Source organism: Aureimonas flava (assembly GCF_003583935.1).
GTDB lineage: Bacteria > Pseudomonadota > Alphaproteobacteria > Rhizobiales > Rhizobiaceae > Aureimonas > Aureimonas flava.
Genome location: NZ_QYRN01000007.1, coordinates 215,147 through 238,735, shown reverse-complemented (window position 1 = coordinate 238,735; position 23,589 = coordinate 215,147). Strand labels below are relative to the sequence as shown.

The window sequence follows — 23,589 nt, the reverse complement described above, 5'->3', positions numbered from 1 at the left end:
GCCCGGAAGGGCGCCGGGGGCCGCGGTCAGCCGAAGTGCTTGTCGACGTAGTGCTGGATGCGCTCGCGCATGAAGCGGCCCGAGGCGTCGGCGCGCTCCTCCCAGCCGAAGACGCAGGCCGTGACGATGCCGTCGAAGCCGACCGCCGCCAGCGAGCCGAAGAACACGTCCCAGTCGATCTCGCCGTTGCCGATGTCCATGTGCTGGTGGACCGTCACCTTCGCGCCCGGCGGGTTGACGATGTAGCGCAGGCCCGACGAGGCCTTGTGGTTGTAGGTGTCGGCGACGTGGACATGGGCGATCAGGTTGCCCGCCTCGCGGATCATCTTGGCCATGTCGTCGCCGAAGTAGAAGGTGTGCGGCGCGCAGTAGAGGAACTTGACGTTCGGCGAGCCGATCGTCTTCAGCATGTCGATCGCCGGATGGAGCGTCTCGCACCAGTCCTCCGGGTGCGGCTCCATGTTGAGGGTGACGCCTTCCTTCTCGAAGACCGGCACCAGCTCCTCCATCGAGCGCCACCAGGCGGACTCGGAGTGCTCGTGCGTGAAATGGCCGCCGCAGCAGTTGGAGCGGTGCGAACGGTCCGGCGACGGACCGCGCCCGAACTCCGAGTTCATCGTGTCGCAGCCCATCTCGACGGTGGCGCGGATGGCCTCCTTCCAGTAGCCGACGGCCGCCTGCCGCTCGTCCTCGTGCGGGCTCGCCCAGCGGTACATCGGCAGCACCGAGGCGAGCTTCACGTCGTGGTCGGACAGCGCCTTCTTGAACTCCGCGATCCGCTCCTTGTGGGCGCGCGGGCGCACCCACCACGGGATGAAGTCGTCGCGCGGGCTGAGCTCGATATACTCGTAGCCGAGCTCGGCCGCCTTGCGGCAGAGGTCCGTCAGCGGCAGGTGGCGGTGCATGTACGGGTCGAGGGCGATCTTCATGGAATGAATTCCCGTCCGGTCGTCAGTTGATGGCGCGCTGGAAGGCGCGGTTCGTCTCGTAGCGCTCGCGCGCCGGGGCGATCTCGGGGCGCTCGGAGGTCTCGGGCACCACCACGTCCCACCAGTGGCCGCCGGCCTCGGTGACCGTCAGCGGATGCGTGTCGATCAGGATCACGGTGGACCGGGCGTTCGCCTTGGTGCGAGCCAGGGCCTCCTCCAGTTCGGCGATCGAGGCGACCTTCTCGGCCTGCGCGCCCATGGCGCGGGCATGGGCGACGAAGTCGATCTCGGGGAACACCTCGTAGCGGCAGTCCTCCAGGAGATTGTTGAAGTTCGCCCCGCCGCATTCCATCTGCAGCCGGTTGATGCAGCCGTAGCCCCGGTTGTCGAGCAGCACGACCGTGATCTTGTGGCCGAGCATGACGGAGGTGGCGAGCTCCGAGTTCAGCATCATGTAGGAGCCGTCGCCCACCATCACGATCACGTCGCGGTCGGGCTGCGCCATCTTGGCGCCGAGCCCGCCGGCGATCTCGTAGCCCATGCAGGAGAAGCCGTATTCCATGTGGTAGCCGCCCGGCCGGGTCGGCGCCCAGAGCTTCTCCAGTTCGCCCGGGAGGCCGCCGGCCGCGCAGACCACGATCGTGTCCTGCGTGCCCCGCGCGCGCGCCACGGCGCCGATCACCTGCGCGTCGGAGGGCAGCTCGGCGTTGGTGGCGGCGAGCGCCTCGTCCGCCGCCTCGAACCAGCGGGCGCGCTCCGCCTTGGCCCGGTCCGCCTGCCCCGCCGCGCGCCAGTCCCCCAGCGCCTCCGACAGGAGACCCAGGCCGACCTTGGCATCCGCCACCAGCGGCACGCCGCCGTGCTTCACCGCGTCGTAGGGCGTGACGTTGAGGCCGATCACGGCGAGCGTCTCGGCCCGGAACAGCGCCCAGGAGCCGGTGGTGAAGTCCTGGAGGCGGGTGCCCACGGCGAGAACGAGGTCCGCGTCGCTCGCCAGCGCGTTGGCCGCGCTGGTGCCGGTCACGCCGATGGCGCCGAGCGCGAGGTCGTGGCGCTCATCGACCGAGGACTTGCCGGCCTGCGTCACGGCCACGGGAACGCCGTGCCGCTCGGCGAAGGCGAGAAGCTCGGCCGTCGCGTCCGAATAGAGCACGCCGCCGCCCGACACGATCACCGGCTTGCGCGCGGCGCGGATCAGCTCGGCGGCGCGCGCCAACTCGTCCTCGTCCGGCCGGGGTCGGCGCGTGGTCCAGACCTTCTCGTCGAACAGGGCGGCGGGAAAGTCGTAGGCTTCCGCCTGCACGTCCTGGCAGAGCGAAAGCGTCACCGGGCCGCAGTCCACGGGGTCGGTCAGCACCTGCATGGTGCGCTGGAGCGCCGGGATGAGCTGCTCCGGGCGCTGGATGCGGTCGAAATACCTGGACACGGGGCGGAAGCAGTCGGAGGCCGACACGGTGCCGTCGCCAAAGTCCTCGACCTGCTGGAGAACCGGGTCCGGCAGGCGGTTGGCGAACACGTCGCCCGGCAGGAACAGGACCGGGAGCCGGTTCACGTGCGCCACGCCGGCCGCGGTCACGAGGTTGAGCGCGCCCGGCCCGATCGAGGTCGTGCAGGCCATGAAGCGGCGGCGGAAGCTCGCCTTGGCGAAGGCGATGGCGGCGTGCGCCATGCCCTGCTCGTTGTGGGCGCGGTAGGTCGGGAACTCGTCCTTCACCGCGTGGAGGGCCTCGCCGATGCCCGCCACGTTGCCGTGGCCGAAGATCGCCCAGCAACCGGCGAAGATGGGCAGGGTCTCCCCGTCCACCACCGTCTTCTGCGCCATCATGAAGCGCACCAGGGCCTGCGACACCGTCAGCCGGATCGTCTTCGCCGTCATCGTCTCTTCTCCTCCGTCCCTGTTCCGCCGCCGCCCGTGGTCAGCGGTAGAAGTCCGGCTTGTCCATAGTGGTGATCGGCACGATCTGGCCAGTGCGCTTGGCCTCGACGCAGGCGTCCGAGGTCACCGCGGCGAAGTAGCCGTCCCAGGCCGTGGGGCCGGTGACCTTGCCCTCCGTGGTGGCCTGCACCCATTCCTGAAGCTCGACGTCGTAGGAATCGATGAAGCGCAGCTTCCAGTCCATCAGGAGCGCGCGGCCGGCCTGCGAGGCCTGGCGCATGGGCACGGTGGCCGGCTCCGGCAGGCTCGCCGTGCCGTCCTCGCCCACGACCTGGCACTGGATGTCGTAGCCGAACTGGCAGTTCACGAAGACCTCGGTGTCGATCACGACGCCCGAGCGGGTCTTCAGGACGATCATGTAGGGATCGCTGAGGTCGTTCAGCGCGTGGCGCGACTTCTTGCCCTCGATCACCTGAGCCGACACGTAGTCGTCGTCCACCAGCCAGCGCAGCACGTCGATCTCGTGGATGAACGTGTCGGTGATGCCCATGTCGCCGACGTAGTGGGCCGGCACGCTCGGGTTGCGGTGGGCGCAGTGGAGAAGGAGCGGCGCGCCGATCCGGCCCGAGGCGACCACCTCCTTGAGCTGGCGGTAGCCCGCGTCGTAGCGGCGCATGAAGCCGACCTGCACGAGCTGGCGGCCGGCGGCGATCTCGGCCTCCACGATCCGCTGGCAGGCCTCGGCGGTGGTGGCCAGCGGCTTCTCGCAGAACACCGGCTTGCCGGCGGCGATGGAGGCCAGCACGAACTCCTCGTGGCTCGGACCCCAGGAGGTCACCACCACCGCGTCGACCTCGGGCGAATCGATCAGCGCCTGGCCGGTCGCGTGCACGCTCGCCGAAGGGCACAGGCGCTCGGCCACGACCCGGGCGTTCTCGAGGTTGATGTCGTTGACGGCGACCACCGTGGAGCCGACCAGCTTGCCGTGGAGGCGGCCGATATGTTCCTGGCCGATCGCGCCCGTGCCGATCACACCGATCTTGAGAGTCATGGAAGGTCTTTCGTGCGTGGGAATGTTGCGGTTTGGCGAAAGGTCAGGCGGCGGATGGACCGACGTCCACCCATCGCCCGAGTTGGTGCGAGCGGGCCATCGCGTGGACCGTCTCCTCGATGGCGAACCCGATCTCGAAGTCGACGATCCGCGCCGGCCGCCCCTCTATGGCGGCCAGGACCTCGTGCGCCTCGATCACCTTGAGGTCGTTGAAGCCGAGCCCGTGGCCGGGCGCCGGGACGAAGGCGCCGTAGGGCGCGTGCGCCGGCGCGCTCAGCACCGTGCGGAACCCTTGCGTGCGCCCGTCGCCTTCGCGGGTGAAGAGCTGGAACTCGTTCATCCGCTCCTGATCGTAGAGCAGCGTGCCCCGCGATCCGAAGACCTGCACCGCGATCCGCCCCTTGCGGCCCCAGGCCGCCCGGTTGGCGGTGAGGAGCCCGGAGGCGCCGCTCCGCAGCCGCAGGAGCGAGGTGGCGATCTCGTGCGTCTCCACCGCTCGGCCGCCGCGTGAGGCATAGGGCTTGGCCTGATCCGTCATCGCGCTCGCCACCGGCCCGGCGAGCCGCCAGAGGATCGACAGCGGGTGGACGGCGAAGTCGTCCAGCGCCCCAAGGCCCGATTCCGCCCCGTTCTTGAAGGCGAAGGGCGCGTCCGGGTCGGCCATGAAGTCCTCGTCCATCTCGAGGCGCACATGGTTGACGGTGCCGACGGCGCCGTCCCGGATCAGCTCTTCCATCTGCCGCAGGGCGGGGTTCTGGACGTAGTTGTAGCCGAGTGCGGCGACCCGTCCGGAGCGGCGCCAGGCCTCCAGCATCGAGCGCGCGTCCTCGCGCGTCGTCGCCATCGGCTTCTCGCACCAGACGTGCTTGCCCGCCTCGAGGGCCGCGCGCGCCATGTCGGCGTGGAACGGGTTCGGCGCGGCGATCGAGACGACCTCCACCTCGGGATCGGCGACGAGCGCGCGCCAGTCGTCCGTCCAGCGCGCGAAGCCGAAGGCCTCGGCCCGCTCCGCGGCGAGGTCGCCGCGCGCCTCGGCGAGGTGGACGAGGCGCGGTCGCCGCGTCTCGCCGAAGGTGGCGGCCACCGCGTTCCAGGCGAGCGCGTGGCACTTCCCCATGAAGCCGGTGCCCACCAGCCCGATGCCGATCGTGTCCGATGCCATGGTGCCGCCCGCCGTCATGCCGCTCGTCCGTCCGCCGCGCTCAGGCCCGGGCCCGCTTGCGCTGGCGGTACTGGTCGACCACCACGGCGGCCACGATCACGGCGCCCTTCACGATCTCCTGGTAGTAGGCGTCGATGCGCAGGAAGGTGAAGCCCGAGGTCATCACGCCGAGGATCACCACGCCGATCACCGTGCCGGTGATGCGCCCGACGCCGCCCACCAGCGAGGTACCGCCGATCACCACGGCCGCGATCGCGTCGAGCTCGTAGGACACGCCCATGCCGGCCTGGCCGGACACGGCGCGCGCCGAGGTCACGATGCCGGCCAGGCCCGCCAGCGTGCCGGCGATGGCGTAGACCACGACGAGGTGCCGGTTGACGTTGATGCCCGAGACGACGGCCGCCTGCCGGTTGGCGCCGATCGCGTAGGTGAACTTGCCGTAGCGGGTGTAGCGCAGGGCGATGTGGAACACCGCCGCCACCGCGAGGAAGATCAGGACGGGCGTCGCGCCCGCGCCGATCGCGGCGTAGCTGTCGGACAGCATGGAGACCGGCTGGCCGCCGGTGTACCACTTGGCGGCGCCGCGCGCGGCCACCATCATGCCGAGCGTGGCGATGAAGGGCGGGATGCCGGTATAGGCGATCAGCGCGCCGTTCACGACGCCAGCCGCCAGGCCCACCAGGAGACCCGCCGCCACCGGCACGATCACCGGGAGGCCGGTGAGCGAGGGGTACACGGCCCGGGCGAAGTCGGGGTTCTGCGCGAGGCTCGCCGCCACCATCGCCGTCAGCGCCACCACGGAACCGGAGGACAGGTCGATGCCGCCGGTGATGATGGCCTGCGTGACGCCCACCGCGATGATGCCGATCACCGACACCTGCAGGATCATCACGATCAGGCGCTGCTGGTTGCCCAGGAAGCTCTGGCCGATCAGGATCCAGCCGAGCAGCTCGAAGATCAGCGCGATGCCGACCAGCACGAGGAGGATGGAGATCTCGGTCGGCAGCTTGCGTCGGCGCCGCGCCGGCTTGTCCACGGCCGGGGCGGGCGGCACGCCGCCATGCGTCGCTTCGTCGAGGGTCATGGGTTCACTCCCGGTTCGGGGTCTGCCGTCGCGCCGTCGGTCCTCCCGGCCGGGCTCGGCGACCCTTGTTCGTTTTCGCCCGCCTCAGGCGGAGGCGAGGTCCATCACGCGCTCCTGCGTGGCTTCGGCGCGATCGAGGATGCCCGTGACGCGCCCGGCGTGGACGACCATCACGCGGTCGCTCATGCCCAGGACCTCGGGCAGCTCGGACGAGATCATGATCACGGCGAGCCCCTGCCCCGCGAGCTGCGACACGAGGCGGTGGATCTCGGCCTTGGCGCCCACGTCGATGCCGCGCGTCGGCTCGTCCAGGATCAGGATCTTCGGGTTGGTGAGCAGCCAGCGGCCGATCAGCACCTTCTGCTGGTTGCCGCCCGACAGGTTCTCGATGCGCTCGTCGAGGTCCGGCGTCTTGACGCGCATGGTCTTGGCCATCTCGTCGCAGCGCCGGTCCACCTCGGCCTGGCGCACGAAGCCGCCGGCCGTGTAGCGGTCCTGGAGCACCGCCATCTGCATGTTCTCGGTGATCGAGAGCGGCAGGAAGCAGCCCGTGTCCTTGCGGTCCTCGGTGAGGAAGGCCATCCCGTGGCGCATCGCCACGGCGGGGTTGGCGATCCGAACCTCCTGGCCGAACAGCGAGATGGTGCCCGAGGTCGCGGGCGTCACGCCGAACAGCGTCTCGGCGATGTTGGAGCGGCCCGAGCCGACGAGGCCGGCAAGCCCCAGGATCTCGCCGGCGCGCAGGTCGAACGACACGTCCTGGAAGACGCGGCCGAGCGAGAGGCCGCGCACGGACATGACGACCTCGCCGATCTTCGGCTCCTCCTTCGGGAACATCTGGGTGACCTCGCGGCCCACCATCATGCGGATGATGTCGTCGCGGGTGACGGTCTTGGCGTCCTCCGTGCCGATGTACTTGCCGTCGCGGAAGATCGAGACCTCGTCGGCGATCTGCGCGAGCTCGTCCATCTTGTGCGTGATGTAGACGATGCCCTTCCCCTCGTCGCGCAGCTGCCGGACGATGCGGAACAGGTGCTCCACCTCGCGGTCGGTGAGCGCGGAGGTCGGCTCGTCCATGATCAGGACGTCGGAATCGTAGGACACCGCCTTGGCGATCTCCACCATCTGGCGCGAGGCGATCGAGAGCGTCTGCGTCTCGACCTCCGGGTCGATGTCGATGGAGAGCTGCGCGAACAGCTTCTCCGTGCGCCGGCGCAGCTCGGCGTGGTCCACGAAGCCGAGCCGGGTCATCGGCTCGCGGCGGATCCAGATGTTCTCGGCCACCGTCATGAACGGCATCAGGTTGAGCTCCTGATGGATCATGGCGATGCCGTTCTCCAGCGCGTCGAGCGGCCCCTTGAGACGGATTGGCTGGCCGCGGAGGCGGAACTCGCCGCCGTCCGGCGTGTAGACGCCGGCGATGATCTTCATCAGCGTCGACTTGCCGGCCCCGTTCTCGCCCATCAGCGCGTGCACCGTGCCGCGCCGGACGCGGAACTGGACGTCGTCGAGCGCGACGACGCCCGGAAACACCTTGCGCACGCCGCTCACGTCGAGAAGATATTCCGCGCCCGGCACCGCGCCGCTTTGGCGCACGGCCTTCATGGTTCTCGGGCTGATTGGCTGGTTCGACATCCCGTGCCTCCCGGACGATCGGCGAACGGCCACCTCCCGGCCGGACGCGCGCGTCATCAGTTGCTCTTGGCGTAGTCCTGCATGGTCTTCGGCGTCACCAGCTCGAACGGCACCCAGATGCGCCGGTCGACCGCTTCGCCGCGCGTCAGGCCGAGCGCCGCATCCACCGATGCCGCCCCTTGCGCCGTGGCGTTCTGGAACACGGTGACGTCGAGGTCGCCCGCCTTCATCGCCGCGAGCCCGTCGGGCGTGGCGTCGATGCCGGCGATCACGACGCTTCCCGCGTCGCGGCCCACGGCCTTCAGGGCCTGGATCGCGCCGATCGCCATCTCGTCGTTGTTGGCGATCACCGCGTCGAACTCGGCCGAGGACGACAGCCAGTTGGTCATCACGTTCTGCGCCTCGATCCGGTCCCAGTTGGCGACCTGCCGATCGACGATCCGGATGCCGGAGCAGGCCGGCGTGGCGAGGACGTCCTCGATGTCCTGCGTGCGGACCATCGAGGCGTGGTTGTTGAGGGGCCCCATCAGGACGTAGGCGGCGCCGTTGCCGCCGAGCAGGCGGCAGACCTCCTCGGTCTGCATCGTGCCCGACTGCTTCTCGTCGGACCCCACGAAGGCGCTGCCCTCGGGCAGCGTGTCGAGATCGGCCGGCGGATGCACGGCGTAGACGATCGGAATGCCCGCCTCCTCGGCCGCCCGCGTCATGGCGGGCGTGCCGTCTCCATCGACGGCGGCCACGATCAGCGCGTCGACGCCGGCGGCGATGAGGTTGCGGACCTGGTCGAGCTGGCGCTGCGGATCGTTCTGGGCGTCCTCCACCTGGAGGGTGACGCCTTCCGTCTCGGCGGCCCGGCCTTCCATGCCCTGGCGCAGGATGGTGAGGAACACCGAATCGGCCCGCGCCATCGACACGCCGATGGTCTCGGCCATCGCGGTCTGGGCGGTCAGGGCAAGGAGGCCGGCGGCGAGCGCGGCGCGCGCGAAGGGTTTGTTCATGGGGCGGATCCCGCTTCGGATGATGAGGTGGGGCGCCGCCGGAGCGGCGCCCCACCGAGACACGTCAGTTGCGGGTTTCGTACTCGGCCATGTTGTCGGGCGTCACGAGCTCGAAGGGGACGTAGGTCACCTTCTCGATCGAGCCGCCGTCGATCATCTTCATGATCGTGTCGATGGCGCCCGAGCCCTGGCCAGCCGCGTTCTGGAACACGGTGACCTTGAGGTCGCCCGCCCGCATGGAGGCGAGCGCGTCCTGGGTGCCGTCGATGCCGGCCACGATCACGTCGCCGACGCCGGAGGCCTTCAGGGCCTGGATCGCGCCGATCGCCATCTCGTCGTTGTTGGACACGACCGCGGCGGGCTTCAGGCCGGCCGAGATCCAGTTGGTCATCAGGTCGGTCGCCTGGGTGCGGCTCCAGTTCGCGGTCTGGCGCTGCAGGACCGTGATCCCGTTGCAGGGCTCCTTGGCGATCACGTCGTCGATGTCCTGCGTGCGCTGGCGCGCCGCCTGGTTGGAGAGCTCGCCCATCATGATGACGATCTCGCCCTGGCCGTTCATCAGCTTGCAGACCTCCTGCATCTGAAGCGTGCCGGACTCCTTCTCGTCGGATCCGACGAAGCCGACCTTCTCGGGCAGGTTCTCGATGTCGGCCGGCAGGCGGTTGACGTAGACCAGCGGGATGCCCGCGTCGGCGGCGAGCTTCGTCATCTGCGGGGTGGCGTCGGTGTCCACCGGGTTGACGATGATCCCGTCGACGCCCTGCGCGATGAAGTTCTGGATCTGGTTGAGCTGCTTGCCGATGTCGTTGGTGGCGTCCTCCACCTGGAGGTCGACGCCCTTCTCCTTGGCCGTGTCCTGCATGCCGTTGCGCAGCACGGTCAGGAAGTTGTCGTCGAACAGCGCCATGGAGACGCCGACATTGGCGGCCAGGGCCGATCCGGTCAGCGCGACGGTCGCGGCGAGCGTCAAGAGAACGCGTTTCATGTCAGGTCATTCCTCCCGTTGCCAAGGGCGGCCGCGGCTGCGGACGCCTCCCGATTCCCTCCGGCCGGCGGCCGGCATGCCCTCTAGGCGTCGGCCCCCTCCAGGGCCGACGCGACGTGCGTCATGCTGGCCCGCAGGTCGCGGACCGGATCGTCGCTCTCGGCGACCTCGCGGGCGAAGGGCTCGAACGAGAAGGCGCCCCGATAGCCGCCCTCGACGAGGGCGCGCATCTGCCCGGTGTTGTCGAGACGGTCACCCGGCCCGACCAGCACCCGGTGGGGGTCGCGCATCGCGTCCACCGGGACGGCGCCGTCCTCGACGCCCGAAATATGCACGAGACCCGTGCGCGCCGGGAAGATCTCCCGCTCGCCCGCGACAACATGGTGGAACGTGTCGTGCACCAGCTTGAACCGGTCGGCCGCGCCCGCCTCGTCGATCGCCGCCACCGCGTCGGCCTTGCGGCGCAGCGAGCACTCGGCAAAGCCCAGCGGCTCCACCAGGCCGATCAGCCCGGCCTCGCGCAGGATCGGCGACAGGCCCCGCAGCGCCTCCACCAGCGATTCGTGACGCCGGCTGCCCTCGGCGCGCCAGCCTTCCTCGTTGACCGGGCACAGGACCAGCGCCTCGGCCCCGACCTCGGCGGCCTGCCGCGCCAGCGCGCGGGCCTCGGCCTCGCGCTCGGGCGTCCACTCGTTGAACCGCTGCAGCGCGTTGATCGACAGGACGCGCATGCCGCTCCTGGAGACCGCCGCGCGCACCTCGGCGGTCGGCGCGCCGTCCGCCAGGGCGATGCCCGGCAGGTCGTTGCGCAGCTCCACCGCCTCGACGCCGAGCTCGCCAGCCGCCCGCAGGAACTCCTCCAGCGGCAGGCTGGGGGTCGCCATGTGATTCAGAGCGAAATCCACCACGCTTCACCATCCTCCCGGACCCGGGCACCCTGCCCCCGATCCGCCACCCGTAATGAAATTGTTAGACGCTTTTTCAGCGCAAGAGAATTGCTATTCCATTATTTGCTCGGGTGTCAAGCCGGCTACGATCGCGTAGTGTGCTGCGGCGCGAACGGCCTTCGGGCCGTTCGGGCAATCACGATGAGGTCGCACGCATGCCTTTGTCCGAAGAAAGGGCCGACACGCCCGGCGAGCCGCCGGCCACCTTCGCCGAACTGCGCGAGCGCCTGGCCGGGGGCTCGGTGCGCCTGCCCAAGCGGCTGAAGCAGGTCGCCGCCTTCGCGCTCGCCCATCCCGACGAGATCGCGCTCGGCACGGTGGCCCGCATCGCCGAGGACGCCGGCGTCCAGCCCTCTGCCCTGATCCGCTTCGGCCAGGCGCTCGGGTTCACCGGCTTCACCGACCTGCAGGCGGTGTTCCGGGAGCGTCTGCGCAAGCAGGTCACCAACTACGACGAGCGCCTCCTGTCGCTGCGCACGGGCAACGGCGACACGTCCCGCACGGCGGTCCTCCTGGACGGCCTGTGCAAGAGCGCCACCCATTCGATCGCGACGCTGCACGACCGGATCGACGTCGAGCAGGTGGACGCCGCCGCCGCCCTCCTGGCGCGGGCCGAGACCATCTATCTCGTGGCGCAGCGGCGGTCCTTTCCGATCACCTCCTATCTCAGCTACGCGCTCGGCAAGCTGGGCATCCGCAACGTCCTGATCGGCTCGGCCGTCGGCACCGATTCCGAAACCGTGTCCTTCGCCACGCAGCGCGACGCCGCGCTCGCCATCTCCTTCACACCCTACGCCTCGGCGACCGTGGCGCATGCCCGCCAGCTCAGCGAGGCGGGCGTGCCGCTGGTGGTGATCACCGACAGCCCGTTCAGCCCGCTCTGCTCGGACGCCCGCATCTGGTTCGAGGTCGTGGAGGCGGACTTCCAGGGGTTCCGCTCCCTGTCCGCCAGCATGGCTTTGGCGATGACCATCGCGCTCGGCGTCGCCGACCGCCGACAAAGTGGGGAGACGGGAACGGATCCGGGCTGATCCGAGCCATCGAGCTGTTCAATATTGGAACCTGAATTCCATATTGACGCTTGGTGGATATCGTGCTTCAACCTCCGGCAGGTCGAGCCCCACGCGCCGACGATGCGGTCCGCAGCGTGACCAGCCCTTCCACAGGGCGGGCGACCCAACAAAATGGAGGAGACATGACCAGGACGCTCGATGTCGTCACCATCGGACGCTGTTCGGTGGATCTCTACGGCCAGCAGATCGGTTCGCGGCTGGAGGACATCGCCTCCTTCGCCAAGTCGGTCGGCGGCTGCCCCGCCAACATCGCGATCGGCACCGCCCGCCTGGGCCTCCGCTCGGCCCTGCTCACGCGCGTCGGCGCCGAGCAGATGGGCGGCTTCGTGCGCGAGCAGCTCGCCCGCGAGGGGGTCGAGACGTCGGGCGTGGCCGTGGATCCCGAGCGCCTCACCGCACTGGTCCTCCTCGCCGTCGAGGACGAGGGCGTCTCGCCCATGATCTTCTACCGCTCGGACTGCGCCGACATGGCGCTGTGCGAGGACGACGTGTCCGAGGCGCTGATCGCCTCCTCCGCGTCGATCGTGGTGACCGGCACGCACTTCTCCCAGCCCAACACCGAGGCCGCCCAGCGCAAGGCGATCCGTCTCGCCAAGGCGCACGGCGGCAAGGTGGTGTTCGACGTCGACTACCGGCCCAACCTGTGGGGCCTCGGCGGCCACGCGGCGGGCTTCGAGCGCTACGTCGCCTCCGACGCCGTGTCCGCCAAGCTCCAGACGATCCTGCCGGACTGCGACCTCGTGGTGGGCACGGAGGAGGAGATGATGATCGCCGGCGGCGTCGGCGATCCGCTGGAGGCGCTGAAGGCGATCCGTGCGGTGTCCGACGCGACGCTGGTGCTCAAGCGCGGCGCCATGGGCTGCATCATCTTCGACGGGCCGATCGCCAGCCTCGACGACGGCATCGCCGGGCGGGGCTTCCCGATCGAGGTGTTCAACGTACTGGGCGCGGGCGACGCGTTCATGTCCGGGCTGCTCGCCGGTTGGCTGCGCGGCCGCAGCCATGCCGAATCGGCGACCATGGCCAACGCCTGCGGCGCCTTCGCCGTGTCGCGCCTCCTGTGCTCGCCGGAATATCCGACGGTGGCCGAGCTCGACGCCTTCCTGGCCAAGGACACGATCAAGCGCCGCCTGCGCAAGGACGAGGAGCTGAACCACGTCCACTGGGCGACCACGCGCCGGCCCGGCCCCGAGCGGCTGATGGCGCTCGCCTGCGACCATCGGATGCAGATCGAGGAGATGGCCGACGCCGCGGGCGCCCCGCGCGAGCGCATCGAGGACTTCAAGGTCCTGACCGTGGAGGCGGCGGCGCGCGTGGCGGGCGACGAGCCCGGATTCGGCATGCTGCTCGACGGGATCTACGGCCAGAAGGCGCTCTACCGCGCCAGCGCCAAGGGCTTCTGGATCGGACGGCCGGTGGAGCAGCCCGGTTCGCGGCCGCTCGACTTCGACCACATGCCCGATCTCGGCAGCCACCTCGTGGAATGGCCGGTGGATCAGGTCGTCAAATGCCTGTGCTTCTACCATCCGGACGATCCGGCCGAGCTGCGGGCGCGACAGGAGCGCGAACTCCTGCGCCTGGCCGACGCGGCGCGCACGGTGGGCCGCGAGTATCTGGTGGAGATCATCGCCGGCAAGCACGGGGCACTCGGCGAGGACACGGTCGCCAGCGTGGTGCGCCGTCTCTACGATCTCGGCATCCGGCCGGACTGGTGGAAGCTCGAGCCGCAGCGCAACGTCGCGGCCTGGTCGCGGATCGAGGCGGCGATCGCCCAGAACGATCCCTACTGCCGCGGCATCGTGCTGCTCGGCCTCGATGCGCCGGAGGCCGAGCTCGTCGACGCCTTCCGGGCCGTGTCCGGCGTTCCCATGGTCAAGGGTTTCGCGGTCGGCCGCACCATCTTCGCCGACGCCGCCCGGCGCTGGCTGAACAACGAGATCGACGACGAGGCCGCGGTCGCCGACATGGCGCGGCGCTTCGGCACCCTGGTCGCGGCCTGGAAGGACGCGGGCCGGGCGGTCGCCGCCTGACCCCACAGACTGACTTCATCGGGAGGAATGGAATGATCCGCATCGGCGCGAACCCGATCTGCTGGACCAACGACGACCGCCAGGACATCGGCGGCCACATCAGCCTCGAGCAGTGCCTGTCCGAGGCGAGCTCGATCGGCATCCAGGGCATGGAGCTCGGCCACAAGTTCCCGCGGGAGCCGGACGCGCTGCGCGCCAAGCTCGCCGAATACGGCATGGGCTTCGTGGGCGGCTGGTACTCGACCTTCCTCCTGGAGCGCGACGCGGAGGCCGAGTTCGAGGCGGCCCGGGAGCATATCGCCCTGGTCAAGGGCGCGGGCACCGACATCTTCATCGTCTGCGAGTGCACCGGCACCGTGCATCCCGACGAGGCCGTCCCGCTCGGCGAACGCCCGGTGCTGACCGACGAGGAGTGGGAGACCTTCCTGCCGCGCCTCACGCGCTTCGCCGAGCTTCTGCGGGCGGAGGGGCTGCGCATCGCCTACCACCATCACATGGGCACGGTGGTGCAGACCGGCGAGGAGATCGACCGGATGATGGCGGGCACGGGAGAGGCCTTCACGCTGCTTCTCGACACCGGCCACGCGACCTGGGCCGGCGCCGACCCGGCCGACCTCGCGCGCCGCTATCGCGACCGCATCGTCCATTTCCACGCCAAGGACGTGCGCCCCGACATCGCGCGCCGGGCGACGGCCGAGAACTGGAGCTTCCTCACCTCCGTGCTGGCCGGCGTCTACACCGTGCCGGGCGACGGATCGGTGGACTACGTCCGCGTGCTCCGGGAACTGCCGGACTATTCCGGCTGGATCGTGATCGAGGCCGAACAGGACCCGGACAAGGCCCATCCCGCGACCTATGTGAAGCTCGGCCACGAGAACCTCGTCCGCTTCGTCGCGGACGCCGGTCTGAATCGCTGAAGGAGGCCTCCCCTGTGTCCAAGCTCCTCGTCAAGCCCGCGGGCGCGGCCGGCAAGGTCGTCGACGTCACGCCCGCCAGCGCCGGCTGGACCTATGTCGGCTTCGCGCTGCACCGGCTGAAGCCCGGCGAAAGCGTCTCGGGCGGCGAGGCCGACCGGGAGGCCTGCCTGGTGCTGGTGTCCGGCAAGGCCTCGATCCGCGCCGGCAGCGAGGATTTCGGCACGGTGGGTCGGCGCATGTCGCCCTTCGACGGCAAGCCGAGCTCCGTCTACGTGCCCGCCGGCATGGAGTGGAGCGCGACGGCGGAAAGCGAGGTCGAGCTCGCCGTGTGCACCGCGCCAGGCCGACCGGGCGCTCGCCCGCCCCGGCTGATCGCCGAGGCGGACATGACGCAGGAGGTGCGCGGCAAGGGCTCCAACGTGCGCCACGTCGTCAACATCCTGCCCGAGACGGCGGACGCCGACGGGCTCCTGGTGGTGGAGGTCGTCACCCCGGCCGGCAACACGTCGAGCTACCCGCCCCACCGCCACGACGAGGACGACCTGCCGCGGCAGACCTTCCTCGAGGAGACCTACTACCACCGCCTGAACCCGCCGCAGGGCTTCGCCTTCCAGCGGGTCTACACGGACGACCGCTCGCTGGACGAGGCGATGGCGGTGGAGGACGGGGACGTCACGCTGGTGCCCAAGGGCTATCACCCCTGCGCCACGATCCACGGCTACGACCTCTACTATCTCAACGTCATGGCGGGCCCGAAGCGGCAGTGGACGTTCCACAACGCCCCCGAGCACGAGTGGCTGCTGAAGACCGGCGACGCCTGACCCCGTCCCGCCCCGCCCGTGACACGCGCGGGGGATGCTCCCGCGCGCCCGTGCCCGTCAGGCCTCGCGCATGGCGAGCGCGGCGGCGGCGGTGCGGCTCTCCACACCGAGCTTGCGGAAGACGGTCTCCCGGTTCTTCTCGATCGTCCGGTGGCCGAGGCCGAGGATGTCGGCGATGTCCCGGTTGGACTTGCCGCGCATCGGCCAAGTCACGATCTCGGTCTCGCGCGCGGGTCAGCCCGTGCCGATCCTGGAAGACTGCCCGCGAACGCACGCCGCCCTCGGCGGCCTGCGAGACGCGCGGCAGGACGTCGCCCGAGGAGAGCTGCGCCGGCGTGGCGAAGCGCAGGCCGCCGAGGTCCACTGCGCGACGCGCCGCCTGTCCCTCGCGCGAGGCGCGGGCCAGCGCCGAGACCTCGGGCAGCCGCTCCGCGACGGTCGATTCGTCCAGGAGCCGCCGCGCCTGCGGCGTCGCCCAGCGGATCCCGCCGTCGGCGCCCAGGCTCAGAGGGTCCGTTCCGTCCGTTCCGTTCGTGTCAAGCACGCCGTGGGCTGCCCGTGTTCGCCCGCTCGAACGGCTCGAACGGCTCGAAGACGCGCTCCAGGTCCTCGGCGGCCATGCCAGGGCCCCGTGTCGCTGACGTGGAATTCCGCGACCTGGCTGCGGTAGCGCACGGTGAGGTCCACGGACGTTCGGTTTGGTGAACTTCACCGCGTCGGGCAGGAGGTTGATGAGCACCTGCCGCAGCCGCGTCTCGTCGCCGCGCACAGGGTCCGGCAGCGCGCCGTCGGCGTGGAACGAGACGCCGATGCCCGCGCCTTCGACCTGGAGCCGGAACAGGCCGGCGATCTCCGCCAGGCCCTTCGCCGCAGCGAGCCCACCCCCTGCCGAAGCACCCCGCTCGCGGTCCTGCACATCTCGCGGCACCGTGCCTCGATCGAGCAGCACAGGTAAGAGATCGCCCCCGAACAGGTGGGGCGAGGCCATGTCCTCCGGCTCGAACGTGCGCTCACAGACCACGCAGCGGCTATCGGACCGGCCCCGGCCAGGTCTCGCGGCTCTGGCGGGCGATGCGGTAGCGGCCGCCGGTCGCCCCCGCCTTGCTAGGCGACTCCAGATCAGGCCTCGGCCGTGCGTGCCGTGGCCGCGACGTGTTCGAACAGCCGCGCCACGGCCTCGGCGCCGGGATCGACATGCCCCGCGAGCTGCGTCTCGTTCAGATAGGCCGCGCGTCCGGCCTTGGCGCGCCGCAGCGTCGCCGTGTGGTCGGCGCCGGCGCGCGCCGCCTCGGCCGCCGGCCGCAGGCCGTGCGCCAGCGCTTCGAGGGCGGGCGCGAGCGCGTCCACCATCGTGCGGTCGCCGAGGCGCGCCCCGCCGACCTCCTGCATGCGCGCCAGGCCCGCCTGCAGCGCCTCGCGCATCGGCAGGCCGCCGGAGGCCGCATCGCCCGCCGCCGCGAACAGGATCGCCAGGAGCACGCCGGAGGAGCCGCCCACGGTCTGGCCGAGCTCCAGGCCGATGGCACGCAGGAGTTGCGCGGGGTCGGCCAGCGGCAGCCGGTCCACCGCCTCCGCCAGCGCGCGTGCCGCGTTGGCGAGCGTCGATCCGGTGTCGCCGTCGCCGGACTTGGCGTCCAGCGCGTTGAGATCGGCCTCCATCGCGATCAACGCCCGGCAGCAGCCCAGCACGAAGCCCCGGGTGGCCTCGTCATGGGAAGGAGCGGGCGTCTGCGGCGTCAGCCCGTCCGGCAGGGGCTGCACCGCCACCGGTCCGAGAGCCGACAGGCCCGGCCAGGCCGGCATGGGCACCGGGGCCGCCAGCGCATCGAGATCGGCGGTCTCGGCCGGAAACACGGTGAGCGAGAAGCCATGCATGTCGAGCGAGGTCATCAGCGAGGCCGGACCGACCAGATGCGTGAGGCGCTCGCCGATCGCGCAGGCGCGCAGGTCGTGCGCCAGGATCGACATCTCCAGCATGGAGGTTCCGCCGAGATTGTTGAGAAGCGCGACATGCGGCCCCTCCCCCATCACCGCGGCCAGCTTTCCGGCGGCGGTCTCCACCGCCGAGCGCGCGTCCGAGAAGCGGATCTGCTCGACCCCGGCCTCGCCGTGGATGCCGAGCCCCAGCTCGGCCATGCCCGCCGGCACGCGGTCCTCCTTGGGCGAACCGGGCACCGTGCACGTGTCGAGCGACATGCCGATGCTCTTGGCGGTGGCGGCCACGCGGCGGGCGGTGCGGGCCACGACCTCCAGCGTCGAGCCCGCCTCGGCCAGCGCGCCCGCGATCTTGTGCACCAGCAGCGTTCCGGCGAGGCCGCGCGCCTGGGGCAGGTCCGGCAGGGCGACGTCGTCGCCGACGATCACCATCTCGACGTCGAGGCCGAAGGCGCGCGCCCGCTCGGCCGCGAGGCCGAAGTTGAGGCGGTCGCCCGTGTAGTTCTTGACGGTCAGGAGGCACCCTGCCCGGCCCGTCACCGCCAGAATTCCGGCCAGCACCGCGTCGACGCCGGGCGAGGCGAAGACGTCGCCGCACACGGCGGCGGTCAGCATGCCCGGTCCGACGAAGCCGGCATGGGCCGGCTCGTGGCCGGAGCCGCCGCCCGACACCAGGGCGACCTTGGAGCGGTCCCAATCCGCCCGGTGGACCACGCGGATGTGCGGATAGCCGTCGAGGCGGGCGAGCGCCCCGCCGCTCGCGGCGATCAGGCCGTCCAGCGCCTCGGTCACCACGTCCGTACGCTTGTTGATGAACTGTGCCATTCGATCGATATCCTTATGCCGCGCGCAGCCTGTCGGCGTCGAAATGCAAGCGACGCTTCCGGCGGGTCGTCAAGCGGTCGCCCACGACAGGGGACGTGTGCGGGGCGGCTGGGCCGACAAGGGTGTCGCTCACGAGGGAAGACGAGGGCGCGGACCTCGTCGCCGCATTCATCGCACGCACCGCGCCATGCGGCTTCATCCGACCCCGCGGCGGGCCCGAGCCCTTTCCGATTTCGATCCGTCCGGCGCCTTGCAGGCGCGGCGGATCGCCTTAGAATGCCGGGAGATGGGGATGGGGTTCCCCCGAAACCGCCCGTTCGCGGGCTGATGACTCCTATCGGCACGACGGTGCGTCCGGGGCGATCTCCGGCGGGCGCCAACCCCATCGATAGGAGTCTCCATGTCCCTCACAAGCTGCGCGATCGTGATGATGGGCGGTGCGCTCGGCACGCTGCTGCGCTACGCGCTGTCGCTCGTCTCCCTTCCGATCAGCCGCGACCTGCCCTGGGGCACGATCCTCATCAACATGGCGGGTTCGTTCGCGATCGGGCTGTTCGGAACCCTCACCCTCGCCTCCGGGCGCTTTCCCGCCTCCGAGAACCTGCGCCTGTTCGTGATGATCGGTGTCTGCGGCGGCTTCACCACCTTCTCGTCTTTCAGCCTCCAGACGCTGGATCTCATGCGCGCGGGCGCGCTGCCGCGTGCGGCGCTCAACGTCGCGCTGTCGGTGGTCCTGTGCGTGGCCGCCGTGGCGGTCGGCCATCTGGTGGCCTCCCGCCTCAACGACGGGGCGCATCAGATCGCGCAGATCGATATCGAGGAGGACGCCTGAGGCAGGCGCCCCCGGTTCGGGCCGCGCCGCCCTCCGGCGGGCGCGGTTGGCTCCCCGGCCCGCGGCCGGGGAGCCGGGGCCGCTACTTGATGTAGCCGGCGCGCGTCATGTCGCGGGTGGCCTGGGCCTGCGCCGCCGACAGGGCCTGGTCCACGCTGGTGGTGCCCGCCAGGGCCGAGGCGATCAACTGACCGACCGCGGTGCCGATGCCCGCGAACTCCGGGATCGCGGCGAACTGGAGCCCGACATAGGGCTTGTCCGGGCCCTTGGAGGGATCGGCGGCGTTGATCGCGCGCAGCGTCTCGGCCGCGAACGGCGTCGTGCTCATGTACTTCTCGTTCTGGTAGAGCGAGGTCCGAGAGCCCGGCGGAACGTTGCTCCAGCCGTCGCGGCTGGCGACGAGCTCCTGGTACTTCTTGTCGGTGGCCCAGGCGATGAACTTCTCCGCCGCGTCCTTCTTCTGCGAGGAGGCCGGGATGGCGAGCGACCAGGACCAGAGCCAGTTGGCGCCGCCGTTCGGGCAGTTCTCGATGCCGCAGGGCGCCTGGGTGAAGCCGACCTTGTCAGCCACCGTGCTCTCCTTCGGGTTGGCCACGAACGAGCCGTTGGCCGTCGCGTCGACCCACAGGCCGCACTTGCCCTGGGCGAACAGGGCGAGGTTCTCGGTGAAGCCGTTGCCGGCCGCGCCCGGCGGTCCGTAGGCCTGCATCACCTTGACGTAGTTCCCGACCGCCGTCTTCCAGGCGTCGGAATCGAACTGCGGCTTCCAGTTCGCGTCGAAGTAGTTGCCGCCGTAGGAGCGGGCGAGGTCGCCGATGAAGGCCATGTTCTCGCCCCAGCCCGGCTTGCCGCGCAGGCAGATGCCGTAGACGCCGGTCGAGGGGTCGTTGAGCTTGGCGGCCGCCTCCATCAGGAAGTCGAAGGTCGGCTGCTCGGGCATCGTCAGCCCGGCCTTCTCCATCAGGTCCTTGCGGTAGATCGTGAACACGCTCTCGCCGTAGAAGGGCGCCGCGTAGAGCTTGCCGTCCGTGGACAGGGCGTTGCGGATCGGCGGCAGGAGATCGTCGACGTCGTAGTCCGCGCCGAGGTTCTCGAGCGGGGCCAGCCACTCCTTCTGCGACCAGATCGGAACCTCGTAGTTGCCGATCGTCATGATGTCGAACTGGCCGCCCTTGGTGGCGATGTCGGTGGTGATGCGCTGGCGCAGGATGTTCTCCTCCAGCGTCACCCAGGTCACCTTGATGTCGGGATTGGCCTTCTCGAACTCGGGCGTGAGCCGCTGCATGCGGATCATGTCCTGGTTGTTGACCGTGCCGATGGTCAGCGTCGTCTGCTGCGCCTGCGCGCCGCCGACGCCCGCCAGAAGGCAGGCCGCGCCGATGGCGAGCAGCGGGCCCCGTGTTGCGTTACGCGTTGTCATCTCGCTTTCCTCCCATGGGGCCGTTCCGCCTTCTGCCCGCGCGCGCCCCGACGCCCTTGTCCTGCGGCAGAAGTCTTGCAGATCGAGGCGCCGGAGCGCCCGTGCCTCCGTCCGGAGGCCTCTCCTCCGCCGCGGGCGCCCCGGCTGAGGGCAGCCGAGCCTCGCGGCGTCTCGTGCCTTCGCGTCAGGGCAGCCGGCTGCGCTCGGCGGCCTGCCGTTCGGCCTCCTGCGCGGATTTCAGCATGGCCTTCGTGTACATCAGCGCGTGCGAGGCGAGGTCGTGGCTGTCCTCCCAGAGGTTGCGCCACACGCCCAGGATGCCCTCCAGCGGCTGGCCGACGACGCGCGAGGAGAAGCTCTCGAAGGTGATCGGACCCTGGTACTTCGCCCGCGCCAGCGCGCGGAACACCGCCGTCAGGTCGACCGAGCCGGAGCCCATGTAGCCGCGGTGCGAGTCGCCGGTGTGGAAGTAGCCGATATGGGGCCCGGCATCGACGATCGCCTGCCCGATGTCGGATTCCTCGATGTTCATGTGGTAGACGTCGAGATGCACCTTGACGTTGGGCGCGCCCACCAGCTTCGCCATCTCCACGCCCTGCGCGGCCGTGTTGCAGATGTTGGTCTCGTAGCGGTTCACCACTTCCAGGCAGAGCGTGATGTTGCTGCGGGCGGCGATCTCGGCGACCTCCGAGAGCGTCTCGGCCGACTGCCGGATGCCCTCGCGCGTCGGCGGCTCGTAGTACTTGCCGAAGGCCGAATACAGGATGCCGCCGATCTCGGTGCCGCCGCAATCGCGGCACACCCGGATCGCGTCCTCCAGCTTCTGCTTGCCGCGGGCGCGCTTCTGCGCGTCGCCCGACGAGATGTCGCTGTCGAAGTCGAGGCCGAGCGAGAAGGCGATGCCGATGCCGGCCTTCTCCAGTTCGCGGCGCGTCACGTCGACGTCGATCAGGCTCGGATCGAGCGCCGGCGCCTCGATGAAGTCGTAGCCGACCTCGGCGGTCTTGCCGATGGCGCGGGCGCATTCCTCGTGGCTCCAGCCGGCTTCCCATACGAGGGCGTGGACACCGAGCTTGTTCATCTTTGCGTTCCTTGGATCGGGCTTCGGGAAACGGAAGGGGCGGCGCGGGTCACCAGCACGTGAACCCCGCGTCCACGCTGACGACGGTCCCCGTCACCAGGCTCGCGGCGTCGGACGCCAGGAACTGGACGACGCTCGCCACCTCGTGCGGTTGGCCGAAGCGGCCCATCGGCGTGTCGCGCCGCCACGCGTCGGCCCAGCCGAGCGCCTCGGCATGGGCGATCAGCGGGGTCTCGATGTAGGTCGGCGCCACGGCGTTGACGCGCACGCCGCGCCCGGCCCATTCGGCGGCGAGCGAGCGCGTGAGGTGATGCACCGCCGCTTTGGAGGAGTTGTAGTGCGCCTGGCCCTGCGGCCGGTTGACGATCAGGCCGGACATCGAGCCGAGATTGACGATCGAGCCCGACCCCTTGGCGAGCATCGCGCGGCCGAACGCGCGGTTGCACCAGAACACGCCGTTCAGGTTGACGTCGTGCACCGCCAGCCAGTCCTCGTCCGAGACGTCCTCGGCGGCGGCCGACGGGCGGCCGATGCCGGCGTTGGCGACCAGGATGTCGACCGCCCCTTCGTCGCGGGCGACGGCCTCCGCCGCTTCGTTGGTGGCGGCGGAGTCGGTCACGTCGAGCACGCGGACCGCGGCCTCGAGGCCCTTCGCCCGCAGCGCGTCGCGCCCCTCTTCCAGCACGGCCGGGTCGCGGTCCAGGAGCACCAGCCGGGCCCCCGCCTCGCCGAGCGCCTCGGCGATCGCAAGGCCGATGCCCCGCCCTCCGCCGGTGACGACGGCCAGACGCCCGTCCAGACGCAGCTTCTCCATGTACATCGGCGACCTCCCCTATCTCCCTTCGGCCTGCGCACGCTCCCCGATGCCGGGCGATCCTGGCCCGGCCCGACGCGGCCTCAAGCCGCCCGCTCGCACCCGAGCGGCTTCCCGAACGCCGCCGTGGAGGCGCGCGGGACGAATTCGCATTCCAGTCTCACGCGCTCGAAGGGCCCGTCCGCCCCGTCGATGCGCGCGCGCAGCCGCGCCCAGGCCGCCTGGCCCATCGCCTCCACCGGCTGGCGCACGGCCGAAAGCGGAGGCGAGACCGCCCGCATCCAGGCGTAGTCGTCGAAGCCGATCACCGACACGTCGTCGGGCACCCGCAGCCCGCGCCGGCGCAAGGTCGACAGGACCCCGAGAGTGCCGAAATTCGTGAGCGCGATGAAGGCGCTCGTCCGGCACTCGTCGCGCACGAAGGCGTCGAGGCGGTCCGTGGCGGTTTCGAGGTCCAGCCCGACCTCGATATGCCGGGGCGCCGGCAGGCCGCGCGACAGGAACGCGCCCTCGATCCCGGCGTAGCGCTCCCGAATGTTGCGCAGGGCCATGGTCGAGGCCGCCACCACGACATCGCGATGCCCGAGCCCCAGAACGTGCTCCGCGCTCGCCGCCCCGGCCGCCCGGTTGTCGACCGTCACCTGGTCGGCGTCGATCCCGTCCGCCACGCGGTCGGCGACGACGAAGGGCACCCCGCTCCGCCGGATCACGGCTGCGGAGGCGAAGGCGTCGTCGCAGGGCACAACGACCAGCCCGCCAGGCCGCCACGCCAGAAGGGTCGCGAGCCGGGCCGCCTCCTCGGCGGGACCGCCGTTGGAGGTGCCGACGATGATGTCGTAGCCGTCGCCGCGGACCGCGGCTTCCAGCGCGGCGACCAGCGAGGCGAAGAACGGGTTGGTGAGATCGGGGACCATCACCGCCACCACCCGGCCCCGCCCGCCCCGCAGCCGCGAGGCGGAGCGATCCGGCTCGTAGCCGAGCTCGGCCACGGCACCGCGAACGCGAACCTGAAGCTCGGCCTTCACCGCGCGCTTGCCGGTCAGGACGTTGGACACCGTGCCGATGGAAACACCGGCGAGGCTCGCGACGTCCTTGATGGAGACGACCGGCTTCCTCACCCTCGCCCGCTCCCGTAAAACGTTTTTTCTGAAAAACGTTTTACGGGAGCGGGCGG

20 protein-coding genes and 1 riboswitch are annotated in these 23,589 nt (G+C 70.5%); of the genes, 5 read left to right on the top strand and 15 right to left on the bottom strand.

Annotated features, from left to right (window positions below; all coding sequences use genetic code 11):
- Positions 1-26: 26 nt before the first annotated feature.
- The 9 genes from D3218_RS14580 to D3218_RS14540 all read right to left on the bottom strand — a co-directional run bounded on the left by D3218_RS14580 (position 27) and on the right by D3218_RS14540 (position 10,625).
- The gene (locus D3218_RS14580; RefSeq protein ID WP_119540819.1) at positions 27-929 is read right to left on the bottom strand and encodes a sugar phosphate isomerase/epimerase family protein; all 903 of its coding nucleotides are present in this window, start codon (positions 927-929) and stop codon (positions 27-29) included.
- Between the two features lie 22 nt (positions 930-951).
- Positions 952-2,805, bottom strand: a complete 1,854-nt coding sequence (gene iolD / locus D3218_RS14575) for a 3D-(3,5/4)-trihydroxycyclohexane-1,2-dione acylhydrolase (decyclizing) (RefSeq protein ID WP_119540818.1) — start codon at positions 2,803-2,805, stop codon at positions 952-954.
- Between the two features lie 40 nt (positions 2,806-2,845).
- Positions 2,846-3,856 (bottom strand): Gfo/Idh/MocA family protein, encoded by a 1,011-nt coding sequence (locus D3218_RS14570; protein WP_119540817.1) that lies wholly within the window; start codon positions 3,854-3,856, stop codon positions 2,846-2,848.
- A gap of 43 nt (positions 3,857-3,899) precedes the next feature.
- On the bottom strand, positions 3,900-5,036 hold the full coding sequence (locus D3218_RS14565; RefSeq protein WP_425359311.1) for a Gfo/Idh/MocA family protein: 1,137 nt from the start codon (positions 5,034-5,036) through the stop codon (positions 3,900-3,902).
- 22 nt (positions 5,037-5,058) lie between these two features.
- Positions 5,059-6,102, bottom strand: coding sequence for an ABC transporter permease (locus D3218_RS14560; protein WP_119540816.1), 1,044 nt, complete (start codon positions 6,100-6,102; stop codon positions 5,059-5,061).
- An 84-nt stretch (positions 6,103-6,186) separates the two neighbouring features.
- The gene (locus tag D3218_RS14555) at positions 6,187-7,737 is read right to left on the bottom strand and encodes a sugar ABC transporter ATP-binding protein (protein WP_119540815.1); all 1,551 of its coding nucleotides are present in this window, start codon (positions 7,735-7,737) and stop codon (positions 6,187-6,189) included.
- Between the two features lie 56 nt (positions 7,738-7,793).
- Entirely contained in the window at positions 7,794-8,735 is a 942-nt protein-coding gene (locus D3218_RS14550; RefSeq protein ID WP_119540814.1) for a sugar ABC transporter substrate-binding protein, read from the bottom strand.
- Between the two features lie 64 nt (positions 8,736-8,799).
- Positions 8,800-9,720, bottom strand: coding sequence for a sugar ABC transporter substrate-binding protein (locus D3218_RS14545; protein ID WP_119540813.1), 921 nt, complete (start codon positions 9,718-9,720; stop codon positions 8,800-8,802).
- Between the two features lie 83 nt (positions 9,721-9,803).
- Positions 9,804-10,625 (bottom strand): TIM barrel protein, encoded by an 822-nt coding sequence (locus D3218_RS14540; protein ID WP_342635118.1) that lies wholly within the window; start codon positions 10,623-10,625, stop codon positions 9,804-9,806.
- Positions 10,626-10,822: 197 nt separating this feature from the next.
- On the opposite strand from D3218_RS14540, the gene D3218_RS14535 reads away from it, so the two are divergent.
- The 4 genes from D3218_RS14535 (at position 10,823) to iolB (ending at position 15,508) form a co-directional block, all read left to right on the top strand.
- Positions 10,823-11,698 carry a MurR/RpiR family transcriptional regulator gene (locus tag D3218_RS14535; RefSeq protein WP_119540811.1) on the top strand — a complete coding sequence of 292 codons (876 nt, stop codon included), beginning with the start codon at positions 10,823-10,825 and terminating at the stop codon, positions 11,696-11,698.
- A 164-nt stretch (positions 11,699-11,862) separates the two neighbouring features.
- Positions 11,863-13,770: a bifunctional 5-dehydro-2-deoxygluconokinase/5-dehydro-2-deoxyphosphogluconate aldolase gene (locus D3218_RS14530; protein ID WP_119540810.1), complete on the top strand. Its 1,908-nt coding sequence runs from the start codon at positions 11,863-11,865 to the stop codon at positions 13,768-13,770.
- 32 nt (positions 13,771-13,802) lie between these two features.
- On the top strand, positions 13,803-14,687 hold the full coding sequence (gene iolE, locus D3218_RS14525) for a myo-inosose-2 dehydratase (RefSeq protein WP_119540809.1): 885 nt from the start codon (positions 13,803-13,805) through the stop codon (positions 14,685-14,687).
- A 14-nt stretch (positions 14,688-14,701) separates the two neighbouring features.
- Positions 14,702-15,508, top strand: a complete 807-nt coding sequence (iolB, locus tag D3218_RS14520) for a 5-deoxy-glucuronate isomerase (protein ID WP_119540808.1) — start codon at positions 14,702-14,704, stop codon at positions 15,506-15,508.
- A gap of 57 nt (positions 15,509-15,565) precedes the next feature.
- On the opposite strand, the gene D3218_RS14515 is transcribed toward iolB, so the two are convergent.
- Complete coding sequence (locus D3218_RS14515) at positions 15,566-15,724, bottom strand: LuxR C-terminal-related transcriptional regulator (RefSeq protein ID WP_425359313.1); 159 nt, start codon at positions 15,722-15,724, stop codon at positions 15,566-15,568.
- Positions 15,725-16,627: 903 nt separating this feature from the next.
- Positions 16,628-18,268, bottom strand: a complete 1,641-nt coding sequence (locus D3218_RS14505) for a dihydroxyacetone kinase subunit DhaK (RefSeq protein ID WP_119540805.1) — start codon at positions 18,266-18,268, stop codon at positions 16,628-16,630.
- Positions 18,269-18,547: 279 nt separating this feature from the next.
- Positions 18,548-18,612, top strand: a riboswitch (Fluoride riboswitch).
- 56 nt (positions 18,613-18,668) lie between these two features.
- Here D3218_RS14505 and crcB point away from each other — a divergent pair.
- Positions 18,669-19,100, top strand: a complete 432-nt coding sequence (gene crcB / locus D3218_RS14495) for a fluoride efflux transporter CrcB (RefSeq protein ID WP_119540803.1) — start codon at positions 18,669-18,671, stop codon at positions 19,098-19,100.
- 82 nt (positions 19,101-19,182) lie between these two features.
- On the opposite strand, the gene D3218_RS14490 is transcribed toward crcB, so the two are convergent.
- From D3218_RS14490 to D3218_RS14475, 4 genes are all read right to left on the bottom strand, one after another.
- Positions 19,183-20,520: an ABC transporter substrate-binding protein gene (locus tag D3218_RS14490; protein WP_119540802.1), complete on the bottom strand. Its 1,338-nt coding sequence runs from the start codon at positions 20,518-20,520 to the stop codon at positions 19,183-19,185.
- Between the two features lie 184 nt (positions 20,521-20,704).
- The gene (locus D3218_RS14485; protein WP_119540801.1) at positions 20,705-21,601 is read right to left on the bottom strand and encodes a sugar phosphate isomerase/epimerase family protein; all 897 of its coding nucleotides are present in this window, start codon (positions 21,599-21,601) and stop codon (positions 20,705-20,707) included.
- A 49-nt stretch (positions 21,602-21,650) separates the two neighbouring features.
- On the bottom strand, positions 21,651-22,421 hold the full coding sequence (locus tag D3218_RS14480; protein WP_119540800.1) for an SDR family NAD(P)-dependent oxidoreductase: 771 nt from the start codon (positions 22,419-22,421) through the stop codon (positions 21,651-21,653).
- A 77-nt stretch (positions 22,422-22,498) separates the two neighbouring features.
- Entirely contained in the window at positions 22,499-23,533 is a 1,035-nt protein-coding gene (locus tag D3218_RS14475; protein ID WP_136625109.1) for a LacI family DNA-binding transcriptional regulator, read from the bottom strand.
- Positions 23,534-23,589 lie beyond the last annotated feature (56 nt).

Coding starts and splice junctions, on each gene's coding strand:
- D3218_RS14580 (WP_119540819.1), bottom strand. CDS start 929: ATGAAGATCGCCCTCGACCCGTACATGCACCGCCACCTGCCGCTGACG.
- D3218_RS14530 (WP_119540810.1), top strand. CDS start 11,863: ATGACCAGGACGCTCGATGTCGTCACCATCGGACGCTGTTCGGTGGAT.
- D3218_RS14505 (WP_119540805.1), bottom strand. CDS start 18,268: ATGGCACAGTTCATCAACAAGCGTACGGACGTGGTGACCGAGGCGCTG.
- crcB (WP_119540803.1), top strand. CDS start 18,669: ATGTCCCTCACAAGCTGCGCGATCGTGATGATGGGCGGTGCGCTCGGC.
- D3218_RS14490 (WP_119540802.1), bottom strand. CDS start 20,520: ATGACAACGCGTAACGCAACACGGGGCCCGCTGCTCGCCATCGGCGCG.
- D3218_RS14565 (WP_425359311.1), bottom strand. CDS start 5,036: ATGACGGCGGGCGGCACCATGGCATCGGACACGATCGGCATCGGGCTG.
- D3218_RS14560 (WP_119540816.1), bottom strand. CDS start 6,102: ATGACCCTCGACGAAGCGACGCATGGCGGCGTGCCGCCCGCCCCGGCC.
- iolE (WP_119540809.1), top strand. CDS start 13,803: ATGATCCGCATCGGCGCGAACCCGATCTGCTGGACCAACGACGACCGC.
- iolD (WP_119540818.1), bottom strand. CDS start 2,805: ATGACGGCGAAGACGATCCGGCTGACGGTGTCGCAGGCCCTGGTGCGC.
- D3218_RS14485 (WP_119540801.1), bottom strand. CDS start 21,601: ATGAACAAGCTCGGTGTCCACGCCCTCGTATGGGAAGCCGGCTGGAGC.
- D3218_RS14555 (WP_119540815.1), bottom strand. CDS start 7,737: ATGTCGAACCAGCCAATCAGCCCGAGAACCATGAAGGCCGTGCGCCAA.
- D3218_RS14545 (WP_119540813.1), bottom strand. CDS start 9,720: ATGAAACGCGTTCTCTTGACGCTCGCCGCGACCGTCGCGCTGACCGGA.
- D3218_RS14550 (WP_119540814.1), bottom strand. CDS start 8,735: ATGAACAAACCCTTCGCGCGCGCCGCGCTCGCCGCCGGCCTCCTTGCC.
- D3218_RS14480 (WP_119540800.1), bottom strand. CDS start 22,421: ATGTACATGGAGAAGCTGCGTCTGGACGGGCGTCTGGCCGTCGTCACC.
- D3218_RS14535 (WP_119540811.1), top strand. CDS start 10,823: ATGCCTTTGTCCGAAGAAAGGGCCGACACGCCCGGCGAGCCGCCGGCC.
- D3218_RS14570 (WP_119540817.1), bottom strand. CDS start 3,856: ATGACTCTCAAGATCGGTGTGATCGGCACGGGCGCGATCGGCCAGGAA.